The sequence below is a fragment of the Halovulum sp. GXIMD14794 genome, from assembly GCF_054457455.1.
On the sequence record NZ_JBTLNF010000005.1, the window covers coordinates 488,080 to 513,605 of the forward strand.

The 25,526-nt window shown below is 66.7% G+C and carries 20 protein-coding genes; 13 read left to right on the forward strand and 7 right to left on the reverse strand.

Going from position 1 to position 25,526, the window contains the following annotated elements; all coding sequences use genetic code 11:
- Position 1: 1 nt before the first annotated feature.
- The 6 genes from iolD to ACW9UR_RS14140 all read right to left on the reverse strand — a co-directional run bounded on the left by iolD (position 2) and on the right by ACW9UR_RS14140 (position 7,652).
- Positions 2-1,828 (reverse strand): 3D-(3,5/4)-trihydroxycyclohexane-1,2-dione acylhydrolase (decyclizing), encoded by a 1,827-nt coding sequence (gene iolD / locus ACW9UR_RS14115; protein ID WP_458917635.1) that lies wholly within the window; start codon positions 1,826-1,828, stop codon positions 2-4.
- Positions 1,825-3,738, reverse strand: a complete 1,914-nt coding sequence (locus ACW9UR_RS14120; RefSeq protein WP_458917636.1) for a bifunctional 5-dehydro-2-deoxygluconokinase/5-dehydro-2-deoxyphosphogluconate aldolase — start codon at positions 3,736-3,738, stop codon at positions 1,825-1,827. The genes iolD and ACW9UR_RS14120 overlap by 4 nt, the downstream gene beginning before the upstream one ends.
- Positions 3,738-4,556, reverse strand: coding sequence for an ATP-binding cassette domain-containing protein (locus ACW9UR_RS14125; RefSeq protein WP_458917637.1), 819 nt, complete (start codon positions 4,554-4,556; stop codon positions 3,738-3,740). The genes ACW9UR_RS14120 and ACW9UR_RS14125 overlap by 1 nt, the downstream gene beginning before the upstream one ends.
- Before the next feature lies 1 nt (position 4,557).
- On the reverse strand, positions 4,558-5,667 hold the full coding sequence (locus ACW9UR_RS14130; RefSeq protein ID WP_458917638.1) for an ABC transporter permease: 1,110 nt from the start codon (positions 5,665-5,667) through the stop codon (positions 4,558-4,560).
- A 90-nt stretch (positions 5,668-5,757) separates the two neighbouring features.
- On the reverse strand, positions 5,758-6,678 hold the full coding sequence (locus ACW9UR_RS14135) for a sugar ABC transporter substrate-binding protein (protein WP_458917639.1): 921 nt from the start codon (positions 6,676-6,678) through the stop codon (positions 5,758-5,760).
- A 131-nt stretch (positions 6,679-6,809) separates the two neighbouring features.
- Entirely contained in the window at positions 6,810-7,652 is an 843-nt protein-coding gene (locus tag ACW9UR_RS14140; RefSeq protein WP_458917640.1) for a MurR/RpiR family transcriptional regulator, read from the reverse strand.
- Positions 7,653-7,758: 106 nt separating this feature from the next.
- Here ACW9UR_RS14140 and iolG point away from each other — a divergent pair, with 106 nt between their 5' ends.
- From iolG to ACW9UR_RS14155, 3 genes are all read left to right on the forward strand, one after another.
- Positions 7,759-8,760, forward strand: a complete 1,002-nt coding sequence (gene iolG, locus ACW9UR_RS14145; RefSeq protein ID WP_458917642.1) for an inositol 2-dehydrogenase — start codon at positions 7,759-7,761, stop codon at positions 8,758-8,760.
- A 3-nt stretch (positions 8,761-8,763) separates the two neighbouring features.
- A complete protein-coding gene (locus ACW9UR_RS14150; protein WP_458917643.1) occupies positions 8,764-9,537 on the forward strand; it encodes a TIM barrel protein in 774 nt (257 codons plus the stop codon).
- Between the two features lie 84 nt (positions 9,538-9,621).
- Positions 9,622-10,629 (forward strand): AraC family transcriptional regulator, encoded by a 1,008-nt coding sequence (locus ACW9UR_RS14155; protein ID WP_458917644.1) that lies wholly within the window; start codon positions 9,622-9,624, stop codon positions 10,627-10,629.
- 119 nt (positions 10,630-10,748) lie between these two features.
- Here ACW9UR_RS14155 and ACW9UR_RS14160 read toward each other — a convergent pair whose 3' ends face one another.
- Positions 10,749-11,438 (reverse strand): TetR/AcrR family transcriptional regulator, encoded by a 690-nt coding sequence (locus ACW9UR_RS14160; protein WP_458917645.1) that lies wholly within the window; start codon positions 11,436-11,438, stop codon positions 10,749-10,751.
- A 160-nt stretch (positions 11,439-11,598) separates the two neighbouring features.
- Here ACW9UR_RS14160 and ACW9UR_RS14165 point away from each other — a divergent pair, with 160 nt between their 5' ends.
- The 10 genes from ACW9UR_RS14165 (at position 11,599) to ACW9UR_RS14210 (ending at position 25,526) form a co-directional block, all read left to right on the forward strand.
- Positions 11,599-12,786, forward strand: a complete 1,188-nt coding sequence (locus ACW9UR_RS14165) for an efflux RND transporter periplasmic adaptor subunit (RefSeq protein WP_458917646.1) — start codon at positions 11,599-11,601, stop codon at positions 12,784-12,786.
- Between the two features lie 18 nt (positions 12,787-12,804).
- On the forward strand, positions 12,805-15,933 hold the full coding sequence (locus ACW9UR_RS14170) for an efflux RND transporter permease subunit (protein WP_458917647.1): 3,129 nt from the start codon (positions 12,805-12,807) through the stop codon (positions 15,931-15,933).
- 158 nt (positions 15,934-16,091) lie between these two features.
- A complete protein-coding gene (locus ACW9UR_RS14175) occupies positions 16,092-16,535 on the forward strand; it encodes a DUF302 domain-containing protein (protein ID WP_458917648.1) in 444 nt (147 codons plus the stop codon).
- 341 nt (positions 16,536-16,876) lie between these two features.
- A complete protein-coding gene (locus ACW9UR_RS14180) occupies positions 16,877-17,638 on the forward strand; it encodes a FadR/GntR family transcriptional regulator (protein ID WP_458917649.1) in 762 nt (253 codons plus the stop codon).
- Between the two features lie 10 nt (positions 17,639-17,648).
- The gene (locus ACW9UR_RS14185; protein WP_458917650.1) at positions 17,649-18,536 is read left to right on the forward strand and encodes an SDR family NAD(P)-dependent oxidoreductase; all 888 of its coding nucleotides are present in this window, start codon (positions 17,649-17,651) and stop codon (positions 18,534-18,536) included.
- On the forward strand, positions 18,533-20,305 hold the full coding sequence (locus ACW9UR_RS14190; protein ID WP_458917651.1) for an ABC transporter substrate-binding protein: 1,773 nt from the start codon (positions 18,533-18,535) through the stop codon (positions 20,303-20,305). Before ACW9UR_RS14185 ends, ACW9UR_RS14190 begins: the two co-directional genes overlap by 4 nt.
- Before the next feature lie 68 nt (positions 20,306-20,373).
- Entirely contained in the window at positions 20,374-21,369 is a 996-nt protein-coding gene (locus tag ACW9UR_RS14195; protein WP_458917652.1) for an ABC transporter permease, read from the forward strand.
- 23 nt (positions 21,370-21,392) lie between these two features.
- Positions 21,393-22,328 (forward strand): ABC transporter permease, encoded by a 936-nt coding sequence (locus tag ACW9UR_RS14200; protein ID WP_458917653.1) that lies wholly within the window; start codon positions 21,393-21,395, stop codon positions 22,326-22,328.
- Entirely contained in the window at positions 22,328-24,076 is a 1,749-nt protein-coding gene (locus tag ACW9UR_RS14205; protein ID WP_458917654.1) for an ABC transporter ATP-binding protein, read from the forward strand. The genes ACW9UR_RS14200 and ACW9UR_RS14205 overlap by 1 nt, the downstream gene beginning before the upstream one ends.
- A 13-nt stretch (positions 24,077-24,089) precedes the next feature.
- A complete protein-coding gene (locus tag ACW9UR_RS14210; RefSeq protein ID WP_458917655.1) occupies positions 24,090-25,526 on the forward strand; it encodes a sulfatase-like hydrolase/transferase in 1,437 nt (478 codons plus the stop codon).

Sequence of the window (25,526 nt, forward strand, 5' to 3'; positions counted from 1 at the left end):
CTCAGTCGACGCGCTGCAAGGCGGTCTGCTTGACGTAATTCTCGCGGGCTTCCTGAACTTCCGCCCGGGTCGAGACCTCGGGAACGGCCACGTCCCACCAGTGCCCGCCGGCGCCGGTGCCCGGATAGGGGTCGGTGTCGATCACGATGACCGAGGGAACGCCCCTGCCCCGCGCCTCGCCGATCTTGGCTTCGAGGTCGGCAATATCCGACGCCTTGACCGCGTGCGCGCCCATCGACGCGGCATGCGCCACGAAATCGATCTCGGGCTGCGCCTCGACATTGGCGCTGGCATAGAGGTTGTTGAACTCTGCCCCACCGGTGCCCTTCTGCAGCCGGTTGATGCAGCCGTAGCCCCGGTTGTCGGTCAACACCACGGTGAACGGCACCCGGCGCATAACGGCGGTCGCCAGTTCCGAGTTGGCCATCATGTAGCTGCCGTCGCCGACGAAGCAGACCACCTCCGCCTCGGGGCGCGCCAGCTTGATACCCATGGCCCCGGCCAGCTCGTAGCCCATGCACGAGAAGCCGTACTCCATGTGATACCCGCCCTGCGCAGCGCGCCAGAGCGTGTGCAGTGCCCCCGGCATGGTCCCGGCAGCACACATCACAACGGTTTGCGGCGTCGCCTGCCGCTGCACCGCGCCGATCACCTGCGCATCGGTCGGCAGTCCCGGCTTGTTCGGTGCGGCCATCACCGCATCGGTGGCCTCGTACCACTCGGTCCGGCGGGAAGCATCCCGGTCCGGCCAGCGCTGATCGCCCAACGCAGCACCGATCTTTTCCAGCGCAACCTTCGCGTCCGAAAGCAGCGGCAGCGCGCCATGCTTGGCGGCGTCATATCCCGTCACGTTGATCGACACGAGCCGCCGCGCGGGGTTAGCGAACACTGTCCACGAGCCAGTGGTGAAGTCCTGGAAGCGCGTCCCCACGCCCAGCACGAGGTCGGCCTCGGCCAGCGCGGCGTTGGCAGCATCGCCCCCTGTCACACCCGGAGAGCCGAGGTTGATCCCCTCGTCCCAGGCCACCGCGCCCTTGCCCGCCTGCGTCTCGGCCAGCGGGATGTTGTGCGCCTTGGCGAAGTCCAGCAGCACCTGCTCGGCGCCCGAGTAGATTACCCCGCCGCCCGCGACGATCGCCGGTCGCTCGGCGGCCTTCAGGGCCGCGACGACCTCGGCCAGTTCCGCCTGATCCGGCTCGGGGCGGCGGATGCGCCAGGTCTTCGGCTCGAAAAAGCTCTCGGGCCAGTCATGCGCCTCGGCCTGGACGTCCTGGCAGAAGGACAGCGTGACCGGCCCGCATTTCGCCGGATCGGTCATCGTCTGCATGGCGCGCGGCAGCGCTGTCAGAAGGTGCTCAGGCCGAGAGATCCTGTCGAAATAGCGCGAGACCGGGCGGAAGCAGTCGTTGGCACTCACGACGCCGTCGTCGAAATCCTCGATCTGCTGCAGTACCGGGTCCGGCGCGCGGTTCGCGAACACGTCGCCCGGGATCAGCAGCAGCGGCAGCCGGTTCACATGCGCCAGCGCGGCGGCAGTCACCATGTTGGTCGCGCCCGGCCCGATCGAGGACGTGACCGCCATCGCCCGCCGGCGCTTGGACGCCTTGGCAAAGGCGATCGCTGTGTGCGCCATGGTCTGCTCGTTCTGCCCGCGCCAGGTCGGCAGGTCATCCCCGATCCCGTGCAAGGCCTCGCCCAGACCGGCAACATTGCCGTGCCCGAAGATCGCCCAGACACCGTCGATGAAACGCGCGCCGTCTTCGTTCATCTGTACCGACAGCCACTTCACCATGGCCTGAGCTGCGGTCAGTCGGATCGTCTTGCTCATGCGGCTTGCTCCCCGGCCCCGGCACGGGCCTTGTCCCAGATGCGGCAGAGCCGCGTGTAATTTCCGGCCATCACGCTGACGGCCTCCTGATCTGAAATAGCACCGCCCATCCAGTCGCGGGCAGCCTGGCCGAAGATCGTCCGACCCACGGCGAAACCTTTCACAAGCCTCTGCCGGGCGGCAAGCGCGAAGCTGGCGGCCAGTTCATCCTCCGGCGCGTCGAGCCCCAGCACCACGATCCCGCGGGTGCGCGGATCGTTCCGCTCGATAGCATCAACGGCCTGTTGCCAGGCGGTGTCGGTCCTGAACGGCTCCAGCTTCCACCAATCGGGATAGACGCCCAGATCATAGAACCGCTGGATCACCCGCGCGGTGGTGTCATCGCCCACCGGCCCGCATTTCGAGGGGATGACCTCCAGCAGGAATTCCAGCCCGTTGCGGCGCGCGGCGTGGAACAGGCGCAGAACCGTCTGCTCCTGCGCGGCCCACATCGCGGCATCGTCGTCCGGGTGGCAGAAACACAGGCATTTCACCACCTGATCGCGCGGCCATTCGTTCAGCCCGCCATAATCCGGACCAAGCTGCGGCTCCAGTGTCAGAGGCCGCGAGCCGGGCCATTCCACGGGCCGGCCGATCCAAAGCCCCTGCCCCTCGGCCTTGTAGAGCGCGTCGCGCCCCAGCCGCCCGTCGCAGAGGATGCCAAAGCCCGTGTCGTCCCCCTTCACCTGCAGGGCGGCGTCGAGGCAGAGCTCCTTGAAGCGGCCGATCTTTTCGGGCGTCGCGCCGTCCATCTCCTCCATCTGGATGCGATGATCGAAGGCGAACACCCGCATCGTGGACCAGTCGCCGCTGCGGTTGGTCGCCCAATGCACTTGCTCGAGTTCGAGGTCGTTGCGCAGGTCGGGGCGCTTGATGCCCCGGTCGAAGAAGAACTGCAGTTCCTCCCAGCTGGGATAGGCCGGGGTACAGCCATGGCGGCTGACAGCGAAGGCCCCGCACGCGTTGGCGTACTTCAACGCTGTCGGCCAGTCCTCCCCGTCGAGCCAGCCCTTCAGCAGGCCCGACATGAAGCCGTCGCCCGCACCCAGCACGTTGAACACCTCGATCGGGAAACCGGGGCCGGCCTGCCCATCGTCGAGGCTGCCGGGGATCTCGCCGGTGAAGGCCACCGCCCCCTTTGCGCCCCGCTTGCAGACCAGCGTCGCGCCGGAGACCTTGCGCACCGCCCGCAGCGCCTCCAGCGTATCGGTCGAGCCGCCTGCGATGTGGAACTCCTCCTCGGTGCCGACGATCAGGTCGAACAGGTGCAGCGTCGATTGCAGCTTGGCGGTCACCCGCTCGCTTTCGACGAAACGGCTTTCGCCTTCGCCGTGCCCCGCCACGCCCCAGAGGTTAGGGCGATAGTCGATATCCAGCGCCGTCTGCATCCCCGCCTCGCGGGCCAGCTCCAACGCCTTGATCGTCGCGGCCTCGACCTGCGGGTGGCTCAGATGGGTGCCGGTCGCGACGACGGCGCGCGCCTGCCGGATGAACTCCGGATCGACGTCCTCGACGGTCAGGCCCATGTCCGCGCAGTTCTCGCGATAGAAGATCAGCGGAAACTGCTCCTGGTCGCGGATGCCCAGCAGGACCAGCGCGGTCAGCCGCTCGGGGTCGGTCTTGACGCCGCGCGTGTCGACGCCCTCCCGCTCCAGCTGCTCGCGGATGAAGCGGCCCATGTGCTCGTCGCCGACACCGGTGATGACCGCCGACTTGAGCCCCAGCCGCGCGGTCCCGCAGGCTATATTGGTCGGGCTGCCGCCGATGTACTTGTCGAACGAGCCCATGTCCTCGAGCCGGCCGCCGATCTGCGCACCGTAGAGGTCAACGGAACTGCGGCCGATGGTGATCAGGTCGAGCGGCTTGCTCATCACACGGTCCCCCCGAGCGAGCCTTCCAGTTGCGCCAGTTCCTGGCCACCGGCCATCAGGTCCTGAAGCTGTTCCGGCGTGATCTCGCCGCGCTTCGCCGTGCCAAGGGTCTTGCCCCGGTTGAGCACGGTGAACCGGTCGCCCACCGCCAGCGCATGGCGCACGTTATGGCTGATGAACACCACGCCGACGCCCTGCTTCCGCACCTTGTCGATGGTGGCCAGCACGTTCGATGTCTGCCGCACGCCAAGCGCCGAGGTCGGCTCGTCCAGGATCAGGATCTTCGCGCCGAAATGCACGGCGCGGGCGATGGCGACGGTCTGGCGCTCGCCGCCCGACAGCGTGCCGACGGCCTGGTCGGGCGCGCGCAGGTTGATGCCCATGCTGCGCATCTCGTCCATCGTGGTCTGGTTCATCCGGTCCACGTCCATCCGCTTGAACGGCCCCGAGCCCTTGGTCGGCTCGCGTCCCATGAAGAAGTTCCGGGTCACGCTCATCAGCGGGATCATCGCAAGGTCCTGGAACACCGTGGCGATCCCGGCCTCCATCGCGTCGCGCGGGCTGTCGAAGGACATCGGCTTGCCCTCGAAATAGATCTCGCCCTTGGTCGGCTTGTGCACGCCGGACATGGTCTTGATGAAGGTCGACTTGCCGGCGCCGTTGTCGCCCAGCAGGCAGTGGCACTCGCCCGGCTTCACGTCGAAGCTGACGCCGGCCAACGCGATGATGTTGCCGAAGTGCTTCTCGATGTTCTTCATCTCGACGATAGGCGCGGTCTCGGGCGCATCGCCATGGTGGAACTTGGTGTCCTCGGTCATCTCAGCGCTCCCCCGTGACGCGTTTGCGAATGGCGTTGTTGAACAGGACCGCGATCAGCAGCATGCCGCCCAGGAACACCTGGAACCAATCCTGGTCGAAGTCCGTATAGGTCAGGCCGATCACGACCATGCCGAAAATGATCGCGCCGAAGAAGGCGCCGATGGCCGAGCCGTAGCCGCCGGTCAGCAGGCAGCCCCCGATCACGGCCGCGATGATCGCCTCGAATTCCTTCTGGAAACCCCGGCGCGCGTCGGTCGAGCCCGCGTCCATCACCGTGATGATCGCGACCAGTGCCGCGCAGCAGGCGGTAACCATGAACAGCGAGATCTTGACCCGCCGCACCGGAACGCCCGAGTTGACCGCCGCATTGGCGTCCCCGCCCGAAGCGAAGATCCAGTTGCCGACCGGCGTGCGCAGCAGCACCCAGGTCGCAAGAAGCGCGATGATGACGAACCAGATGATCTCGATTGGCAGGCCCGGAACCTTTGGCGCGCCATTGTTGAAGGTCTCGACCAGCCCGGCCTCGGCCAGCCAGCGGAACAGCCCGCCGAATGCATCGCCCGAGAAGAACGGCGCCAGCCAGTCGCCTTCGACCGCGTCGCGCACGCCGCGCAACTGCGTCGAGCCGCCGGTCGCCAGTTTCAGTCCGACCAGCGACAGGCCGCGCAGGATAAACAGGAAGGCAAGTGTCACGATGAAGGACGGCAGGCCCGAGCGGATCACGATGAACCCGTTGAGTGACCCCACGAGCCCCGCGAACACGAAGGTCGCCGGGATCGCGATGATCAGGGGCATGCCGAAGGTCACGGTCGCGGCGGCGAAGAACAGGCCCGAAAAGGCGACCATAGACCCGATCGAAAGGTCGAACTCGCCGCCGATCATCAGCATCGCGGCGCCGATCGCCAGGATGCCCAGCTGGGCGGCGGGGGTCATGAAGTTGATGATCCCCGACAGGGTGAACATCGCCGGATCGGCGGTGATCAGAAAGAAGATCGTGACGAGAATGACCCCGGCGATCGCCCCCAGCTCAGGGCGTTTCATCAGGCGGGCGCCGAAGCTCTCCGCCTTGAGGCGTTCATCTGCGACAGATTGTGGCGTGGTGTCCGTCATGTTCAGTCTCCCCAGACCTTCGGATGCAAAGGGGCCGTGGCGCGGTCACACACCACGGCCCCCACTGGCAGTCTTGTCAGGCGTCGCGGCTTAGCGGATGCCCTGCGCCGACAGGTCGATCACCTGCGCGGCCTTTTCCTGGGTCACCAGGTTCGGGCCCGAGGGCACGTCGCCGCCCGGCACCAGACCGTATTTCGCGTTCATCGCGAGGAACACGACCGGCAGGTAGCCCTGCAGGAACTGCTGCTGGTCGATGGCGAAGGCGGCGTCGCCTGCCACGATGGACTCGAGGAAGCTGGCCGAAAGGTCGAACGACGCGACCAGGATGTCGCGGCCCGAGTTGTTGGCAGCCGCCACCGAGGGCTCACCGGCGGTGCTCGCACCCAGCGCCATGATCGTGTCGATACTCTCGTCCGAGGCCAGCGCGGCGGCGACCTTGGATTCGATCTCGCTGGGATCGTTCGAGGTGGGCAGGACGGTCACGGTGCCGCCGAAGCCTTCCTCGAAACCCGAGCAGCGCAGGTCCAGAGCCACGTTGCCGACTTCCTGGTTCACGCACAGCGCGTTGGTGCCGCCCATTTCGGCAAGCTGCTCGCCGGCGGCCTTGCCGGCGTCGAACTCGGACTGGCCGACGTGAAGCTCGGCGCCCAGTTCAGCCGCAACGTCCGAGCCGGAGTTCATCGAGATCACAGGAATGCCGGCCTGGACCGCGCGCTCGATTGACGGGCCAAGCGCATCCGCGTCGGGGATCGAAACCACCAGCCCGTCCGGCTCCTGGTTCACGGCGGCGTCGATCAGCTGGCTCATCGCCACCATGTCGAAGGTTTCCGGCGCGCGGTAGTCCACGTCGGCCCCGGTGTGCTGGGCGGCCTCATCCACACCGTTCTTCACCACCGACCAGAACGGATCGTTCGCCTGGCCATGGCTGACAACGATGATGCTCTGCGCAAAGGCCGGAGCCGCAAAGCCGATGGCCGCAACGACGGCTGCAGTTCTGAAGAGTTTGGTCATGGTACCTCCCTTTGACCGTGGCGGGGGTTGTGTCCCCCTGTTGAAACCCGGTGTGACCCGAGACCCGCGCCCGCTTTGCTTTGCGGGGTAATGGAATTTTTATTCCGTTTAGGTCGAATCGTGCCCTGCTGTCAACTCTGTTGACGCAGCGCCCGCACCGCCACCGCAAGCGTCGTGGTCAACGTGATCGCCCCAGTGAGGGCACGGAAACCGCCAACCTCGTCCTCGCGCGCGATAAGCATTTCGGTAGCGTACTCCGCCATCGGACAACTCCCCGAGTCGGTCAGCCCGTAGACCGTCACCCCGCGCTTCGCCGCGCTTCCGGCAAGGCGAATCGTCTCCTCTGAGAAGGGTGAGAACGTCACCGCGAACACAACGTCGCCAGGCATGATGGATCCCCCGGACACAAGCATCCCGGAACCGGAATGCAGGCTCGCCGGAACCCCCAGCTTGTCGAAGAGATACGCCATATTGCTGACCACTGCGAAAGCGCGGCGCAGACCCACCAAATGTACGACACGCGCCGAGGCAAGCCCCCTCGCAATCCTGTCGAGCCGGTCATTGGTCACAGTATTGGCAAGCGACATCAAAGATTTATGGCCAGATTCGGCGAAGTCTGCCAACAGCCGTCCGGTCCCTACCGCGCCCTCCTGCTGGAGATTCGCCAGCCGCTCGTCATAGTCAGGCCGGAACTCTGCGAAGCGGGCACGGAACAGCGCCTGCATCTCGGAATAGCCAGTAAACCCGAGCGCCTGGCAGAAACGCATATAGACCGATGGCGCGACCCCGCTCGCCTTCGCCATGTCCGATACGGTCGAGACAGCTATCAGGTGCAGGTGCCGCCGCGTGAACTCGGCGCACTGCTTCAGTCGGTTCGGCAGCGTCGCCGCCATGCCGTCCAGTTTTTCCAGTAGCTCCGACACGCTACCGGGCGCATCTCCGGGCGCAACGTCCACCACAGCCCGCTCATCCATTCACGCCTCCCGTCTTGACAGAAGCACTATAAGCGATCATCACCCGAATGGAATAAAAATTCCAAACGCAGGCAAACATGCCGCTGCAGTCTGAGAAGGAAATGCCATGAAAGTCGCTCTCTTCGGCGCCGGCCGCATCGGCAAGGTCCACGCCGCCTCGATCAAGATGGACCCGCGCTCGGAACTGGTCGCCGTCACCGACGTGATGACCGAGGCCGCCGAGGCGCTGGCGCAGGAACACGGCATCGCCGCCCGCTCCGCCGACGAGATCCTGGCCGACACGTCGATCGACGCGATCCTTATCGCCTCGTCGACCAACACCCACGCCGACCTGATCGAAGCGGGTGTGAAGGCCGGCAAGGCGATCTTCTGCGAAAAGCCGATCGATCTGTCGCTGGAGCGCGCCTTGAAGGTCCGCGAGATCGCCGCGGCGCATGACAAGCCGATGATGATGGGATTCAACCGGCGGTTCGACCCGAACTTCTCGGCGGTGAAGGCCGCACTCGAAGCGGGCGAGGTCGGCAAGGGCGAGCTTCTGGCCGTCACCTCCTACGACCCTGCCCCGCCACCGGTCAGCTACATCAAGGTCTCGGGCGGGCTTTACCGGGATATGATGATCCACGATTTCGACATGTGTTCGTTCCTGTTCGGCATGCCGAAGACGGTCATGGCGCACGGCTCCTGCCTGGTGGATCCCGAGATCGGCGCCGCCGGCGACGTGGACACCGCCGTCGTCGTGCTGACCTATGCCGACGGTCGGATCGCAACGATCCGCAACTCGCGCCGTGCGCCCTATGGCTACGACCAGCGGGTCGAGGTGCTGGGCTCGGATGGCACGCTGGCCGCCGAAAACGAACTTGAGAACACCGTGGTCAAATCGACCACCGCGGGCGTCACCTCGGCCAAGCCGGTCTACTTCTTCCTTGAGCGTTACATGCGCGCCTACGCAATCGAATGGTCGGCCTTCGTCGACGCTTGCGTCGAGGGCAAGCCGGTGCCCGCCACGATCCAGGATGGCGTAAACGCCCTGGCCCTGGCCGAAGCCGCGAACCGGTCGCTGGCCGAGGGGCGCCCGGTCGAGGTAACCTCCGCGATGACGGGTGCCTGAGCCATGGCGTTCACCCTCGCCGCCTGCGCGGAAATGCTCTGGCAGGACAAACCGATCGAGTGGCGCTGCGCCAGGCTGAACGAGATAGGCTTTCAGGTTGGGCTCTGGAACTGGCCGGACCACGACCTGGCCAAGCTGGAGGCCTCTGGCGCGACCTTCTCGATCATGAACGGCTACCTGCAGGGGCGGCTGGCGGACGATGAGGGCGCGGACATGCTGCTGGCCTCGGCGCGGGAGACCGCGCTGGTCGGAAAGCGGCTGGGCGTCGCGCGGCTGAACCTCCACGGCACCGGGCTGGGCGACGGCGGCCGTCCGGTGCTGGCCGAGGTGGCGACGCCGCTGAAATGGGTCAAGGCGCTGGATACCCTGAACCGGATCTGCGACCTGGCCGAGGAACTGGACGTGGTATTCACGCTGGAGAACCTGAACCTGCCGGTCGACCACGCGGGCGTTCCCTTCGCCACCGCGCAAGAGACTCTTGCGCTGGTGTCCTCGGTCGACCGTCCGCAGCTGCGCCTGAACCTCGACCTCTATCACGCGCAGATCGGCGAGGGGAACCTGATCGAGCTGTGCCAGGCCTGCCTGCCGTGGATTGGCGAGATCCAGGTCGCCGACGTGCCGGGCCGCTGCGAGCCGGGGACCGGCGAGATCAACTACGCGGGCGTCGCGCGGGCCCTGTCCGGCATGGGCTATGACGGTCCGGTCGGCATGGAGGCCTTCGCCTCGGGCGAGCCGGAGGCGGCGCTGGACGCGTTCCGCAGCGCGTTCACCCTGTGATCCCCTGCCCGTGCCCGTCCAAAACGGGTGCGGGCACGGCTTTTGGGCGCTAGTCTCGCCCCGGAACTGACTTCGGGACCGGGCATGGGAGTGATCACGGCGCTGTTCGCCGGAAAGGTGATCGACGCGGCTGGGGCGGGCGTGGACCGCGCGGCGCTGCTCGCGCGTGTCGGGTTGACCGAAGATGATGCGCCCGAGGTCCGACGGATGGTGCCGGACGAGGAATACTACGCCCTGCTGGAGGAAATCGCCGCCGGTTTGCACGATGCAACCGACTTCCCGCTGCGGGTCGGCGCGACGATGGCCTGCGACGACTACGGCGCCTTCGGACTGGCCTGGAAGACCGCACCTACGCTGCGCGGCTCGCTGGAACGGGCGGAGCGTTATGCGCGGCTGCTGACCTCGGTCAGCCGTCACGAGGTGGTGGACCACCCGGAGGGCGCGCTTTTCATGCTGCACAGGGACGGCGACCGGCGGCTGGGGCTGCGGCTGTCGAACGAGGCGACGCTGGCGAGCGCGATGGCGATCATGCGGGAGGTCTCGACCGGACCACTGAGTGCGAGGGAAGTCCGATTGCGGCACCCTGCCCCGCGCTCGGTCGCGGCGCACGAGGACTACTTCGGCGGGCGCGCCGTGTTCGATGCCGGGATGGATGCCATCCTGATCGCGTCGGCAGACCTGGCGCGGCAGAACCGGCTGGGCGATCCGGCGATCTCGCAATTCCTGGAGCCGCATCTCGAGCAGGAGATGGCCGCGGTCGCGCAGGACAGTTCCATCGAACAGGTGCTGCTGCGACGGATCTCGGACCGGCTGAGCGAGGGGCCGCCAAAGGCCGCCGAGATGGCGCGCAGCATGGGCATGAGCGAGCGAACCCTGAACCGGCGACTGGCGCAGGACGGGCTGTCCTATGCGCGGGTTCTGGAGAAGGCGCGGAAGCGTCTGGCCGAAGGGCTGCTGGGCCGCTCGGGGATGAGCCTTGCCGAGGTCGCGTTCCTGACCGGTTTCGCCGAACAAAGCTCGTTCACGCGGGCGTTCCGGCGCTGGACCGGACAGACCCCGGCGGCCTGGCGCGAGCGGCGAAGTTCAGCGTGAAAGCCGAGGCTGAAACGGGCGTGAAAATCGGGCGTTTCATCGTGAAAACCCCCTTAAGCCATTGAATCTGATATCGCTCAGATTCTTAAAACTTAACTAACGCCGAAAATCGCCTTCGGTCACAGCGCGTCGAGCCCGCCCATGAACACCTTCACGGCAAGGTCGACCCGCGCCCTCCGGACCTCGATATCGGGGGTGGCCTCCGGACCCAGGATTGCCATCAGCGGCGCCGGGTAGCTCATGTCGCAAAGCAGGTCGGCGGCGGCGTCGAGATCGCGGATCCGGGCCTCGCCCCGCGCGTTGGCGCGGGCCAGTTCGGTCCGGATCCGGTCCACGATCCGCATGTGCCCGGCCTCTAGCGCGCGGCGAGCGAGACCCGGACGCTCCGGGGTCATCTGCACCAGCACCCGCAGGATCGCGAGCGGCAGGCGGCACGCCCCGAAATCGATCTGCGGGCGCAGCAACGCGCCGAGCCTGTCTTCAAGCGGCAGGTCCAGCGCCTCGGGCGGTAGTGGCGGCAGGAAACTATCGAGATCCTGTTCGAGATAGGCGGCGAACAGGCTCTCGCGATCGCCGAAGAGCGTGTAGATCGTACGCTTGGACATGCCCGCCTGCCGGGCGATCAGGTCCATTGTCAGTGCCTTCTCGCCAGCGTCGGCAAAGACCGCGTCCATTGCGTCGAAGACCAGCCTGCGCCGGGTTTCGGGGTCGATGGCAACAGGACGGCCACGGCGCGCGGGACCTGTGCAGCAGCCCGTCGTGCCGGTGAGGGTTGTGTCGTCGCCCGGATCGGCAGGTCTGGATTTCACGAACGCGACCTCGTGATTGTTTCAGTTTACCCAGCGGTAATGACGCAGGCGTGAAGCGCGGCATGTTGCGCCGCAGCGATCCGGTCAAATATGGAACGCTGGAGTTTTCTTAAGCCGCCGCTCGGGCGGCTGCAAGCGATCAGGATCTCGGGAATACACCATGACATATTTCGGCCGGACGGCCAGTGCCGCCGTCGCCCTCGCTTCCGTGATGCTCGCCGCGCTTTCGGCGGGAGCGGTCAACGCCCAGCAGGGCGGCGGCGCGCCCCCGCCCCCGGCGGTGACGGTCGTGACCGTGCAGCCCGAGACGGTGACCCTGACCTCGCGTCTGCCGGGCCGCGTCGTTGCCTCGGCGGTGGCCGAGGTGCGCCCGCAGGTCTCGGGGCTGATCAACGAGCGGCTGTTCCGAGAGGGCGGTGAAGTCCGCGAAGGCGACATTCTCTACCGGATCGATGCCGCCACCTACGAGGCCGCGCTGGCACAGGCCGAGGCCGCCGTGGCGCAGGCCGAGGCGACCTATATCAACACCCAGCGCGAGGCCGAGCGGGTCGAGGAACTGAAGCAGCGCAACGTGACCAGCCAGCAGGTCGTGGACAGTGCCGTCGCAGCGCGCGATGCCGCAGCGGCCGGGCTGCAGGTCGCCCGTGCCCAACTTCAGTCGGCGCAGATCGACCTGGACCGGACCACGATCCGCGCCCCGCTGAGCGGGGACATCGGCCTGTCGCAGACCACCCAGGGCGCGCTGGTCACCGCCAGCCAGGCCGAACCGCTTGCCGTGATCCGCAGCATCGACACCGTGCACGTGGACGTCACCCAGTCCGCCGCCGACATGCTGGCTTGGCGGCGCGGGCAGACCGATGCCGCGCTGGAAGGCGCCAGCCGCGAGGTGAAGCTGATCCTGGCGGACGGCTCGACCTACGAGCGTACCGGCACGCTGATAGCGGCCGAGCACAATGTCGACGAGCAGACCGGCGTGATCACGCTGCGGCTGGATTTCGAGAACCCCGACAAGCTGCTTCTGCCCGGCATGTACGTGCAGGTCGACATGCCCACGGGCACGATCGACGACGCCTACATGGTCCCGCAGGAGGGCGTCAGTCGTGATCGCCGGGGCCGCCCGGTGGCAATGGTGGTGAACGCCGACAATGTCGTCGAGGCGAAACAGCTGGAGATCGCCAGCGACCGTGGCAACCGGTGGATCGTCACCGGCGGACTGGAGCCCGGCGCACGGGTCGTGGTCGAGGGACTACAGAAAGCGTCTCCGGGGGCGACAGTCATGCCCGAGGAACGCGCCCCGTCGGATCTCGCAGCGATCGAGGGGGGCTCGACCGCCCCTGTCGTCGACTGAACGCCTGGAGCAGGTTGAATGGCACGTTTCTTCATCGACCGCCCGGTCTTCGCCTGGGTCATCTCGATCTTCATCATGGGGATCGGTGCGCTCTCGATCCTGACGCTTCCGGTCGCACAATATCCCGAGATCGCCCCGCCCTCGGTCAGCGTCTCGGCGAACTATCCCGGCGCGTCCGCGGAAACGGTATCGAACACCGTGACCCAGATCATCGAGCAGCAGATGACCGGGCTAGACGGGCTGCGGTACATCAGCTCCAGCTCGACCTCGTCAGGCACGGCCAGCGTGACGCTGACCTTCGAGACCGGTACCGACCCGGACATTGCCCAGGTGCAGGTGCAGAACAAGCTGGCGCAGGCGACCCCGCTGCTGCCCGAGCCGGTGACGCGCCAGGGTGTGACGGTGCAGAAATCCTCGGCCGGGTTCCTGATGGTGATCGCGCTGGTCTCGGACGATCCGGCGATGACAAACGTGGACCTGGCCGACTACATGCTGTCGAACATGGTCGACGATCTGAGCCGCACCGAGGGCGTCGGCAGCGTACAGGTCTTCGGCTCGGAATACGCCATGCGGATCTGGCTGGATCCGGCGAAACTGGCTGCCTATGAGCTGACGCCGTCGGATGTGGTGGCCGCGGTTTCCGAGGAAAACGCGCAGATCTCGGCCGGCTCGTTCGGCTCGCGTCCCGCGCCCGAGGGCCAGCAGCTGAACGCCACGATCACCGCGCAGTCGCTGCTGAGCACGCCCGAGGATTTCCGGCAGATCGTGCTGCGTGCCGACACCGACGGCGGCCTCGTGCTGCTGGATGACGTGGCCGAGGTCGAGATCGGCGCCGAGAACTACCAGTTCCTGACGCGCTACAACGGGGACAGTGCCTCTGGGATGGCGATCAGCCTGGCGCCGGGCGCGAACGCGCTCGACACGGCGGAGCTGGTCAAGGAGCGGCTGCACGAGTTCGAGCAGTTCTTTCCGGACGGCGTCAGCTACGAGATCCCCTATGACACCACGCCCTTCGTCGAGATCTCGATCGAGGAGGTCATCAAGACCCTGATCGAGGCCATCGTGCTGGTGTTCCTGGTGATGTTCCTGTTCCTGCAGAGCCTGCGCGCCACGCTGATCCCGACGCTGGCCGTTCCGGTCGTGCTGCTGGGCACTTTCGGCGTCATGGCGCTGTTCGGCTTCACCATCAACACGCTGACCATGCTGGCGATGGTGCTGGCGATCGGTCTGCTGGTGGACGATGCGATCGTCGTGGTCGAGAACGTCGAGCGCGTGATGGAGGAGGACGGTCTTTCGCCGCGCGAGGCGACACGCAAGAGCATGGGGCAGATCACCGGCGCGCTGGTCGGCATCGCCCTTGTGCTGTCGGCGGTGTTCGTGCCGATGGCCTTTTTCGGCGGCTCGACCGGGGTGATCTACCAGCAGTTCTCGATCACCATCGTCTCGGCAATGACACTGTCGGTGATCGTCGCGCTGACGCTGACCCCTGCCCTGACGGCCTCGTTGCTGAAGCATTCGCCCAAGAAGGAGCGCGGCTTTTTCGGCCTGTTCAACCGCGGTTTCGACGGTGTTCTGGGTGGCTATGCGGGCACCGTGGGCTGGGTCATCAAACGCCCGGTGCGGCTGGGGATCCTCTACCTGATGATGGCGCTGGCCATGGGCTGGATGTTCGTGAAGACCCCGACCGGCTTCCTGCCGGACGAGGACCAGGGCATCCTGATGACGCTGATCCAAGCGCCCACAGGCGCCACCGCCGAACGCACGCAGGACGTGCTGGAGCAGGTCGAGCAGCACTTCCTCGAGACCGAGGGCGAGAACGTCGAGTCGATCTTCGGCGTCGTCGGTTTCAGCTTCGCGGGCCAGGGCCAGAACATGGGCCTCGCCTTCGTCCGGCTGAAGGACTGGGAGGAGCGCACGCGCCCCGACCAGTCGGTGCAGGCGATCGCGGGCCGGGCCTTCGGCACGTTCAGCCAGATCCGCGACGCGATGGTGTTCCCGATCGTGCCGCCTGCGGTGATCGAATTGGGCAACGTCTCGGGCTTCGACTTCTACCTGCAGGCCCGCAGCGGCCAGAGCCACGAGCAACTGCTCGAGGCGCGCAACCAGCTGCTTGGCATGGCGGCGCAAAGCCCGCTGATCGCCTCGGCCCGGCCCAACGGGCTTGAGGACGCGGCGCAGTACAACCTCGACATCGACTGGCGCAAGGCCGGCGCGATGGGGCTGAGCGCGACGGACGTCGGCAACCTGCTGACCGTCGCCTGGGCGGGCCGCTACGTGAACGACTTCGTCGACCAGGGCCGGATCAAGCGCGTTTACGTTCAGGGCGCGCCTGACAGCCGTGCCGGGCCGTCGGACATCTCGCAATGGCGGGTGCGCAACTCGTCGGGCGGGCTGGTGCCGTTCTCGAACTTCTCGACCGGCGACTGGGCGCAGGGCCCGCAAGGTCTGAACCGCTACAACGGCGTGCCGGCCATGCAGATCCAGGGCTCGCCCGCACCCGGCGTCAGCTCAGGGGATGCGATGGCCGAGATCGAGCGGCTGGCGGCACAGCTTCCGCCGGGCTTCGAGGTGGCATGGACCGGCCTCTCGCTGGAGGAGCGCGAATCCGGCAGCCAGGCGCCGCTGCTCTATGCGCTGTCGCTGGCGGCGGTGTTCCTGTCGCTGGCCGCGCTCTACGAAAGCTGGATCATCCCGTTCGCGGTGTTGCTGGCGATGCCCATCGGCGTCATCGGCGCCCTGGGGGCGGCCTGGCTGGGCGGGTTCGACAACGGCGTGTTCTTCCAGGTTGCGCTGCTGACGGTGGTCGGCCTGACGTCGAAGAACGCGATCCTAATCGTCGAGTTCGCACGCGAGCGGCAGGAGGCCGGGGACAACCTGTACGAGGCGGTCCGGACGGCGGCGAAACAGCGCTTCCGCCCGATCATCATGACCTCGATGGCGTTCTCGCTGGGCGTGCTGCCGCTGGTGCTGAGCACCGGGGCGGGTTCGGGCGGACGTACGGCGATCGGCTCGGGCGTGCTGGGTGGAACGCTGTCGGCGACGATCATCGGCGTGCTGATGGTGCCGTTGTTCTACCTCGTCGTCGTGCGCCTGTTCGGCGGCCGCAAGGCTATGGAGCCAAAGGCCGAGGCCACGCCGGCGGAGTGATCCGCGCATAACCGACCAGAAAGCGCCCCCGCCGAGACCTGCGGGGGCGCTTTTCGTTTGCGCAGCCTTTCGCCGGGCACAAGCTCTCACGCTGTCGTGACGATATCGCCGCGCCCGGTGCCCTACCATCCGCGGGAATCAACCTGGGGAGACTTCAGATGAAATCCATCACCACCGCGCTTGCCGCCCTGGCCCTGTCCGCCGCCCCGGCGCTGGCCGAATACATCGACGTCGAGGCCACCGGCAGCGTGTCCGAGACCGCCGACCGGCTTGTGGCCGCGGTCGAGAACGCGGGCGCAACCTTCTTCGTCCGCGTCGGTCATTCCGAGGGCGCGACCAAGGTGAATATGGACCTGCAGGACGCGGTGCTGGTCGTTTTCGGCAACCCGATGCTGGGCACGCCCGCGCTTCAGCAGGACATTCGCGCCGGACTGGTCCTGCCGCTGCGGGTGCTGATCCATGACGTGGACGGGCAGACGGTCATCACCTACGAGAGCGTGGACGCGATGTTCGAGGGGCTCGACATTCCCGCCGATGCGCCGTTCCGCGAGAAGATGAGCGGCGCGCTGGAGAAGCTCACCGCCGCCGCGGCCGGCGAGTGACCCGGCCGTAAACGGCGCCGACTCGCCCTGCAAATCCCGGCCACGCCTCAGGGCGTGGCCGCCCCTGCGCCCCGCGCAGTCAGCATGTTCCCCACAATCCGATTATCGTTGCACAGCAGGCCTTTCAGGCCGGTTGGGCCAATTTTCCAGTTTTGGTCTGGACAATATTGATTATCTGGAATATTGGTTGGACCCATAACAACAAGAATCCCAACCGGTGAGGAATTAATGCGCGCATTTTCATCGCACTGCAAGCATCTTTCTGCCCTCCCGGCTGGAAATCCCGCGTCATCAACGGCCTGACCGGTCGGACCAATATTTCCTGACAGGACCCTGCGAGCATGCCCGACGACCGCAGCCATCTCACCAAGATCGACAGACCTCTGCCCGGCCCTCCGACGGTGCCGCTGGATCTGCCGCGCGGTGAACGGCGCTACCTGGAGATCGCGCAGCAGCTGGCCGACCAGATCAACGCGGGGCATTACGCCACCGGGGAAAAGCTGCCGCCCGAACGCGACCTCTCCGGGCAGCTGGGGGTCAGCCGCACCACCGTGCGCGAGGCGCTGCTGGCACTGGAGATCATGCGCTTCATCGAGATCCGCGTCGGCGCCGGGGTCTACGTGCTGCCGCCGCACATGCGCGACCGCGCCCGCGCCGATACCATCGCCACCACCGAGATCGGCCCCTATGAGTTGCTGGAGGTGCGCCGGGTGATCGAGGGGCAGTCGGCCTCGCTGGCGGCCTGGCGCGCCACCCCCGAGCAACTGGACAGGCTGGCCGCGAACATCGAGCGGATGGAGGTCGCGATCGACGACATCCCCGCCTTCGACACGATCGACGCCGAGTTCCATACGCTGATCGCGCAGGCCTCGGGGAATCCGCTGCTGGAAGCCTATGTCGCCGATCTTTGGAGCGCCCGGCGAGGCCCGCTCTGGAACCGCTGGTACGATCAGACCCGCACGCACGAGAACCGCCGGCGCTCGGTGCAGGATCACCGGGATATCCTGAGCGGTATGACCTCGCGCCGGCAGGACGCCGCGCAGGCCGCCATGTTCCATCACATCGACATCCTGACGAACCGTTTTCTGGACCTGAAGCTTTGAGGACCCGCATATGACCGCGCTCTACGATTTCACCGACCGGCGGGTGCTGATCACCGGCGCAAGCCGGGGCATCGCCGCCGCCATCGCGCTGGCGCTGGGCCGCTGCGGCGCGACGGTTGGGGTGAACTTCGCCGCGCAGGTCGACGCGGACGCGGGCTTCGGCGGCGAGGCCGAGAAGCTCGCGAAGGCCATCGACGATGCAGGCGGGCGCGCCGTGCTGCTGGAGGGAGATCTGGGCCAGCCGGGCGCGGGCACGAAGCTGATCGCGGATACCGAGGCGGCGATGGGGCCGCTGGACGGGCTGGTGCTGTCGGCCTCGATCCAGGTCAACAAGCGGCTGCATCAGCAGACCTCGGACGAAGTCGAGCGGCAGCTGCGGCTGAATATCCTGACCAATATCGAGATGTTGCAGGCCGCGCTGCCTGCGATGGCCGAGCGCGGCTTCGGGCGCGTGCTGGGCATCGGCAGCGTGCAGGACGTGGCGCCGAATGCCGACATGGCGGTCTATGCGATGACCAAGGCCGCGCAGAAGAACCTGATCGAGGCGCTGGCGGTCGAATATGCCGAGGCGGGCGTCACGCTGAACACGCTGTCACCGGGGCTGATCGCGACGGACCGGAACGGCTTTCGCCGCGCCAATCCCGATGGCTGGAACATCGCCCAGTCCTCGGCCAACCCGATGCGGCGCGCGGGCACGCCCGAAGAGATGGCCGATCCCGCGCTTTACCTGCTGTCGCGGGAAGCGGCGTTCACCACCGGCACCACGATCTACGCCTCGGGCGGTGCGCATATCCCGGCGCCCGGCCGGGCCATTCGGCTTGTGCTCGAAGAGCGGCAGGCCCGCCAACAGGGGGCGGACAACGCCCCGACCGAACCCAGAACGGAGGAAATCGAATGACCCTTATCAACGGACGTGGCCGCCGCGTGGCCGCCTTGATGCTGGGGGCGAGCCTGCTGGCGACCGGCGCCCTGGCGCAGGACATCCAGCAGGTCCCCCGCGAGGAGACGCTGGTGATCGCCGGCCCCTCGGACGGGCAGACGACGTTCAACTCGCCCGAGAACGCGAACCCCTACATCCTGCTGGCGGACATCCGCACCGGCATCAAGTCGATGTACGAGCCGCTGTTCTACTACAACGTCTTCCAGGACGAGCTGATCCCCTGGCTCGCCACCGGCTACGAGTTCAACGACGATTTCACCGAGATCACCGTGAACCTGCGCGAGGGCGTGAAATGGTCCGACGGCGAGGCATTCACCGCCGATGACCTGGTGTTCACCGCGCAGTTGATGGAAGACAGTGCCGCCGGGACGGGCGAGCTGTGGAACGCGCAGGAATTCGCACTGGCCACGGCTTCCGTCGAGGCGGTCGACGATCTGACGGTGAAGTTCACCCTCGAGAAGCCGATGCCGCGTTATGCCAAGAAGTTCCTTGTGAACTATTTCGGCAACGGCATGTTCTGGCTGCCCGAGCACATCTGGTCGAGCGTCGAGAACCCGGCCGAGTACAAGTTCTACGATCCGGCGAACGGCCTGCCCGTCACCACCAGCCCGTGGACGCTGAAACTGTCCTCGCCGACGCAGATCTTCCTGGACCGCCGCGACGACTGGTGGGCCGCCGAGACCGGCTTCCACGAACTGCCCGCGATGAAGCGCATCGTCGGCATTCCATTCGTGAACACCGACCGCGGCGCGCAGCTGATGGTGACCAACCAGGCCGACATCACCATGGGCTATCCCACGGCGGCGCTGGTGCAGAACATCATGCGGCAGAACCCGAAGGTCACGACCTTCTCGGGCGATCAGAACCCCTACGGCAGCCTCGACTGGTGGGTCTCGTCGATCTGGTTCAACCACATGAGCGAGAACCTGCCCGAACCCGACGTTCGCCGCGCCATCGGCATGGCCGTGGACCGCGACCTGCTGATCCAGGTGGCCTATTCCGGCGCCTCGGAAGCCTCGCGTCATCCATTCCCGGCGTTCGCGCCGCTCGACCCCTATATCGAGGTCGCAAACAACGTCGCCGACACGCACAACGCCGCAATCTTCGATCTCGAGGAAAGCGCGCGCCTGATGCAGGAAGCGGGCTATGAAAAGGACGGCGACGGGTTCTGGGCCAAGGATGGCGAGCGCCTGCAGTACGAGGTCGAGGTGATCCCTGCGATGCGCGCCGTCGGCCCCGTCATCGTGCAGCTTCTGCGCAAGGGCGGCTTCGACTTCACCTTCGTCTCGTCGCCGGAAACGCCGGGCAAGCTGTTCTCGGGGAACTATGACATCGGCGTGTTCGGCCACAACGGCTCCATCGACTCGCCGCTCGAGACAATGCGGATGTACCACTGCGACAACGCCTTCGCGCTGGACAGCGGCATCACCAGCCGGGCCATCTCGCGCTGGTGCGACGAAGAGTATTCGGCGCTGGTCGACGAGTTCGCGACCTATGCGGACGGCGATCCTGAGGCCATGCCGATCTTCGAGAAGGCGATGGACATCTGGTACGACCAGGCCGTCGAGATCCCGCTGAGCCAGTGGTACCACCGGATCCCGATGAACGAGACGCACTGGACCAACTATCCCAGCGCCGAGAACCCCTATCTGCAGCCCGCCTTCTGGTACTTCACCGGGCAGGCCGGATACCTCTACCTGCAGCTCGAGCCGGCCAACGAAGGCTGAGGCGAGAGGGGGCCGCGTTTCCTCTCTCCCGCGCGGCCCCCACCCTTTCTGATCCAAGGACCTGACTGATGAACCCGGCCCTGATCGCCAAGCGGCTGCTGCTGACGGTATTCGTCTTTCTCGGCGCTGCGACGCTCAATTTCTTCCTGCCCCGCATGGCGGGCAACGACCCGATCTCCGAGCGGCTGGCCCAACTGGGCGACTCGGGCGGCGGCATGAGCGCCGAGGCGCTGACCCAGCTGCGCGAAAGCTACAACGCCCGTTTCGGGCTCGACCTGCCCGTATGGCAGCAGTACCTGAACTACATGTGGGACATGGTGCGGCTGGATTTCGGCTATTCCATCGCCTATTTCCCGACCCGCGTCTGGGACCTGATCGCACAAGCCCTGCCCTGGACGATCGGCCTGATGGTGACCTCGACGCTGGTCGCCTTCGTGCTGGGCTCGACCCTGGGCGCGCTGGCGGTCTGGAAGCGCGGCGCGATCACCGGGACGCTGATGCCGGTGATGATGGTCTTCGCCGCCGTGCCCTTCTACCTTGTCGGCCTGCTGCTGATCTATTTCCTCGCCTTCCAGGCGCAATGGTTCCCCATCGGCGGCGGGTTCGACTCGCTGCGGATCGCCGGGTGGAACTGGGATTTCGCGAAGAACGTCCTTTACCACGCGTTCCTGCCCGCCATGTCCATCGTCCTCAGTTCCATCGGGATCTGGGCGCTGGCGATGCGCGGCATGATGGTGACGGTCCAGGGCGAGGACTACATGACCTTCGCCCGTGCCCGCGGCGTCTCGGATAGCCGGATGTTCTACGCCTACGGCGTGCGCAACGCGATCCTGCCGCAGATCACCACGCTGGGCCTTGCCCTTGGGCAGGTCGTCACCGGCGCGGTTCTGGTCGAGATCGTCTTCTCCTACCCCGGTCTCGGCAACCTGCTGCTGCAGGCGGTGCGCGGGGGCGACTATTTCACCATCTACGGCATCGTCATCATCCTGGTGCTGACCATCAGCCTCGTGACGCTGGTCCTTGACCTCATCTACCCGCTGCTCGACCCGCGGGTGCGCCGATGAACACCGCCGCTTCGGAGACCCCCATGACCGACACCACCGCCCCGGGCGATGACGCCGGCCACGTCATCGCGCTTCGCCAGACCGCCAGCCACGAGGAAGGCGCGCTGAGCCGCACCTTCCGCTATTTCCACCGCAACCCGACCCTGCCCATCGGCCTTGCGCTGCTCGGCGCGCTGCTGATCTTCACCTTCGGCGGCCGGCTGGTCTGGCCGGTGAGCATGGCCGATCCGCTGTCGGGCTTTCCGTCGATGCCGCCCGGCGGGGACCATCCGCTGGGAACCGACACCCAGGGCCGCGACATCCTTGCCGTGACCATCGCGGGCACCTGGCTGACGATGCGCACCGGGCTCTTGGCTGCCGCATTGGGCACTGCCATCGGCGGGGGCCTCGGCTTCATCGCCGGGTATTTCGGCGGCTGGATCGACAACATCATCAACTGGACCGTGGACGTGCTGCTGACGGTGCCGGCGATCCTGATCCTGGTGGTGATCGCGGCCTCGGTCTCGGGGCAGCTGTCGTCCTTCTCGATGGCGTTCATCATCGCGCTGCTGGCCTGGCGCAGGCCGACGCGGCAGGTGCGCAGCCAGGTGCTGGTGATGCGCAACATGGGCTATGTCGATACCGCGCGCCTCTCGGGCATGGGCGATCTCGAGATCATCTGGCGCGAGCTGATCCCGAACCTTCTGCCCTACCTCGTCGCCGTCTTCGTGCTGGCCGTGTCCGCCGCGATCCTGGCTGCCGTCGGGCTTCAGGCCATGGGCCTAGGTCCGCAGAACGAGCCTACGCTGGGCATGACGATCTACTGGATGATGTACTACTCGGCCTTCCTGCAGGGCATGTGGTGGTGGATCGCGCCGCCGGTCGTGGTGCTGATCGTTCTCTTCGTCGGCTTCTACCTCGTCTCGGCCGGGCTGGACGAGTTCGCCAACCCGCGCCTGCGCATGAAAGGAGGCGCCTGATGCCCCTGCTCTCGGTACGCAACCTTGGCGTCACCTTCACCACGGATCACTTGCAGATCAACGCGGTGAGGGACGTGAACTTCGATCTGGACGCGGGCACCAAGCTGGGGTTCGTAGGCGAAAGCGGCTCGGGCAAGACGACGACCGCGCTGGCGCTGATGGGGATGATCCCGCGGCCCGGGAAGGTGACGTCGGGCACCGCGGTGCTGGACGGCGAGGACCTGCTGGCGCTGTCCCCGCGCGAGGTGATCGCGCGGCGGCTGACCACGGTCAGCTACATCCCGCAGGGCGCGATGAACTCGCTGAACCCAGTGGCGCGGGTGCGGACCTCGGTTCTGGACGGGATGTACGACCACGGCGTGCGCATGGGCAAGGCCGAGGCGCGAGCGTTCGTCGCCGACCTGATGCAGAAGGTCGGCCTGCCCGCCGACACCGGTGACCGCTACCCGCACGAGCTTTCGGGCGGCATGAAGCAGCGCGTGTGCATCGCCATCGCCATCGCGATGAAACCGAAGCTGATCATCGCGGACGAGCCGACCTCGGCCCTGGACGTGATCACCCAGCGGCAGGTGATGGAGACGCTGGACAAGGTGCAGTCGGAGCTCGGCTCGGCACTGATCCTGATCGGGCACGACATGGGGTTGATGGCGCAGTTCGTCGACCGGCTGATGATCATGCGCAAGGGCCGCATCGTCGAGCAGGGCAGCACGCGCGAGATCTTCAACGCCCCGAAGGAGAGCTACACCAAGACGCTCATCACCTCGGTTCCCGCTATGCCCGCGCCGGATGCCTCCTTCGCAGCCGCGCCGCACAGCGAGGCGGGGCCCGCCCTGCCCACCGAGGACCGGCTGCTGAGCTTCGAGAACGTCTCGAAGGTCTACAAGGGCGGTCTGTTCCGCGAGGACAAGACCGCGCTGCACCCGGCCGACCTGGCGTTCTCGGCGTCGAAACCGCGGATCGTCGCGGTGGTCGGGCAGTCTGGCTCCGGCAAGACGACGCTGGGCCGGCTGATGCTGGGGTTCACCCCGCCAAGCTCGGGGCGCGTGATCTACAAGGGCAAGGACATCAACGCCTCGGACCGCGCAAGCCGCGCCGCCTTCCGGCGCGAGGTGCAGGCGGTGTTCCAGGACCCCTATGCCTCGTTCAACCCGTTCTACACGGTCGACCACGCCTTCCTCGTGCCGCTGATGCGCTTCGGCATCGCGAAGAGCAAGCGCGAGGCCTATGACCTGATGGCGGACTCGCTGCAGAAGGTCGGGCTGGAGCCACGCGCGGTCTTCGGCAGCCACGCGCATCAGCTTTCGGGCGGGCAGCGGCAGCGGCTGATGGTTGCCCGCGCGCTCAGCCTGCGGCCCAAGCTGCTGGTCGCGGACGAGCCGGTGTCGATGGTCGACGCAAGCCTGCGCGCCTCGATTCTCGACAGCATCCGCGCACTGCGGGACGATCACGGCATCTCGGTCGTCTACATCACCCATGACCTTGCCACGGCCTACCGGGCGGCGGACTACGTGATCGTGCTCTATCACGGGCATATCGTCGAGGCGGGCGTCCCGGACGAGGTGATCCGCGCGCCGCAACACCCCTATTCGAAACTGCTGGTGGACTCGATCCCCTGGCCGGACCCGGACCACGCCTGGGCGGGCGGGCGCAAGCTCGACGCGGACCAGATGGCACTGGCCGAAAGCGCGGGCGCCGAGGCGATCCTGCGCAGCCGGCTGGACGGGTTCAGCATCGGCGCATCAAACTGAGACGAACATTTCCATGACCCAACCGAACATCCTTATCCTTCTGCCCGACCAATTCCGGGCGGATTTCATCGGCTGCTATGGCGCGACCTCGCCCAGGACACCGAACATCGAGCGGCTGGCCGCGCATGGCGAGACCTTCGAGCAGGCGATCTCTCCGTTCCCGCTGTGCGTGCCCGCCCGCGCCGCCATGCTGACCGGGCGCAGCGCCTTCGAGACCGGGGTGATCGACAACGAGAAATGGCTGCGCCCCGACCGGCGCGAAGCCGGGATCGAAAGCTGGCCCGAGATCCTGGGCCGCGCCGGCTATCACACCGCCTCGATCGGCAAGATGCACTTCTACCCCTGGGACATCGACGAGGGCTTCGCCGAGCGGCGCATCGCCGAGGACAAGCGGCACATCACGCTCGAGGATGACTACGCCCAGGCGCTGAAGGCGCGCGGACTGCGCCGCCAGCATGGAAACGAGCTTCAGGGCTATGCCGAGACCAAGGGCGCCGGGCTTGCCGGGTTGCCCGAGGACCTGTTCGTCGACCGCTGGGTGGCCGACGAGACCTGCGCGTTCCTGGACCGGCAGGGCACGGACAAGCCCTTCGCGGCCTTCGTCGGTTTCCCCTCGCCCCATTGCCCCTACGACCCGACGCCGGAGGCGCTGGAGGCGCTCGACGCCGCCGGGCTGCTGCCGCCGATTGCCGAGACCGAGGACAGCAAGCAGCTGCGCCAATGGATGATCAACGGCTATTCGCAGGCCTGGGCAGACCTCGACCTGACCGAGCTGACCGACACCCAGATCGATGCGATCCGCCGCCATTACGCCGCGCTGATCGAGATGCTGGATGCCGAAATCGGCAAGGTTCTGGACGCGCTCGCCGCCAGCCCGCACGCGAAGAACACGGTGGTGATCTTTGCCTCGGACCACGGCGATTTCGTCGGCGATTACCGGATGCTGGGCAAGTCGCTGTTCTACGAGCCCTCGGTTCGCGTGCCGCTGATCATGGCCGACATGCGCGAGGCCCCAGCCCCCCGCCGCCGGGCCGAACCGGTGGCGCTGCAGGACCTGTTCCCGACGCTGCTGGACCTCGCCGGCTGCCCGCCCGAGCCGCGCCCGTTCTACCGCTCGCTGCGCGAGCCGGGAGATCCGGAGCGGGCGATTGTCGGGATAACCTCGCACGGGGTGATGTTGCGGCAGGGCCGGTTCAAGCTGACCCGCTATGTCAACGGCGTCTGCCAGGCGTTCGATCTGGATGCCGACCCGCAGGAGCGGAACAATCTCTTCGACGACCCGGCGGTGCGCCCGCGCGTCGATGCCGCGGACCGCAAGCTGACCGCGATGATGCTCGAGGCGATGATCCGCGGTCAGGCGGACAAGGACATCAACGCCGCCCGCGCTGCGGACAAGCCGGGCTTTTCGGCGCGGGGTTGGCGGCGGCCCTATCCGGCGCCGGCGCCTTAG

What these genes read in the sequence shown, in the direction of transcription:
- ACW9UR_RS14150 (WP_458917643.1), top strand. Translation starts at nt 8,764, where the DNA reads ATGGCGTTCACCCTCGCCGCCTGCGCGGAAATGCTCTGGCAGGACAAA.
- ACW9UR_RS14210 (WP_458917655.1), top strand. Translation starts at nt 24,090, where the DNA reads ATGACCCAACCGAACATCCTTATCCTTCTGCCCGACCAATTCCGGGCG.
- ACW9UR_RS14120 (WP_458917636.1), bottom strand. Translation starts at nt 3,738, where the DNA reads ATGAGCAAGCCGCTCGACCTGATCACCATCGGCCGCAGTTCCGTTGAC.
- ACW9UR_RS14125 (WP_458917637.1), bottom strand. Translation starts at nt 4,556, where the DNA reads ATGACCGAGGACACCAAGTTCCACCATGGCGATGCGCCCGAGACCGCG.
- ACW9UR_RS14190 (WP_458917651.1), top strand. Translation starts at nt 18,533, where the DNA reads ATGACCCTTATCAACGGACGTGGCCGCCGCGTGGCCGCCTTGATGCTG.
- iolD (WP_458917635.1), bottom strand. Translation starts at nt 1,828, where the DNA reads ATGAGCAAGACGATCCGACTGACCGCAGCTCAGGCCATGGTGAAGTGG.
- ACW9UR_RS14135 (WP_458917639.1), bottom strand. Translation starts at nt 6,678, where the DNA reads ATGACCAAACTCTTCAGAACTGCAGCCGTCGTTGCGGCCATCGGCTTT.
- ACW9UR_RS14205 (WP_458917654.1), top strand. Translation starts at nt 22,328, where the DNA reads ATGCCCCTGCTCTCGGTACGCAACCTTGGCGTCACCTTCACCACGGAT.
- ACW9UR_RS14140 (WP_458917640.1), bottom strand. Translation starts at nt 7,652, where the DNA reads ATGGATGAGCGGGCTGTGGTGGACGTTGCGCCCGGAGATGCGCCCGGT.
- ACW9UR_RS14200 (WP_458917653.1), top strand. Translation starts at nt 21,393, where the DNA reads ATGACCGACACCACCGCCCCGGGCGATGACGCCGGCCACGTCATCGCG.
- ACW9UR_RS14170 (WP_458917647.1), top strand. Translation starts at nt 12,805, where the DNA reads ATGGCACGTTTCTTCATCGACCGCCCGGTCTTCGCCTGGGTCATCTCG.
- ACW9UR_RS14175 (WP_458917648.1), top strand. Translation starts at nt 16,092, where the DNA reads ATGAAATCCATCACCACCGCGCTTGCCGCCCTGGCCCTGTCCGCCGCC.
- iolG (WP_458917642.1), top strand. Translation starts at nt 7,759, where the DNA reads ATGAAAGTCGCTCTCTTCGGCGCCGGCCGCATCGGCAAGGTCCACGCC.
- ACW9UR_RS14195 (WP_458917652.1), top strand. Translation starts at nt 20,374, where the DNA reads ATGAACCCGGCCCTGATCGCCAAGCGGCTGCTGCTGACGGTATTCGTC.
- ACW9UR_RS14180 (WP_458917649.1), top strand. Translation starts at nt 16,877, where the DNA reads ATGCCCGACGACCGCAGCCATCTCACCAAGATCGACAGACCTCTGCCC.
- ACW9UR_RS14130 (WP_458917638.1), bottom strand. Translation starts at nt 5,667, where the DNA reads ATGACGGACACCACGCCACAATCTGTCGCAGATGAACGCCTCAAGGCG.
- ACW9UR_RS14155 (WP_458917644.1), top strand. Translation starts at nt 9,622, where the DNA reads ATGGGAGTGATCACGGCGCTGTTCGCCGGAAAGGTGATCGACGCGGCT.
- ACW9UR_RS14165 (WP_458917646.1), top strand. Translation starts at nt 11,599, where the DNA reads ATGACATATTTCGGCCGGACGGCCAGTGCCGCCGTCGCCCTCGCTTCC.
- ACW9UR_RS14185 (WP_458917650.1), top strand. Translation starts at nt 17,649, where the DNA reads ATGACCGCGCTCTACGATTTCACCGACCGGCGGGTGCTGATCACCGGC.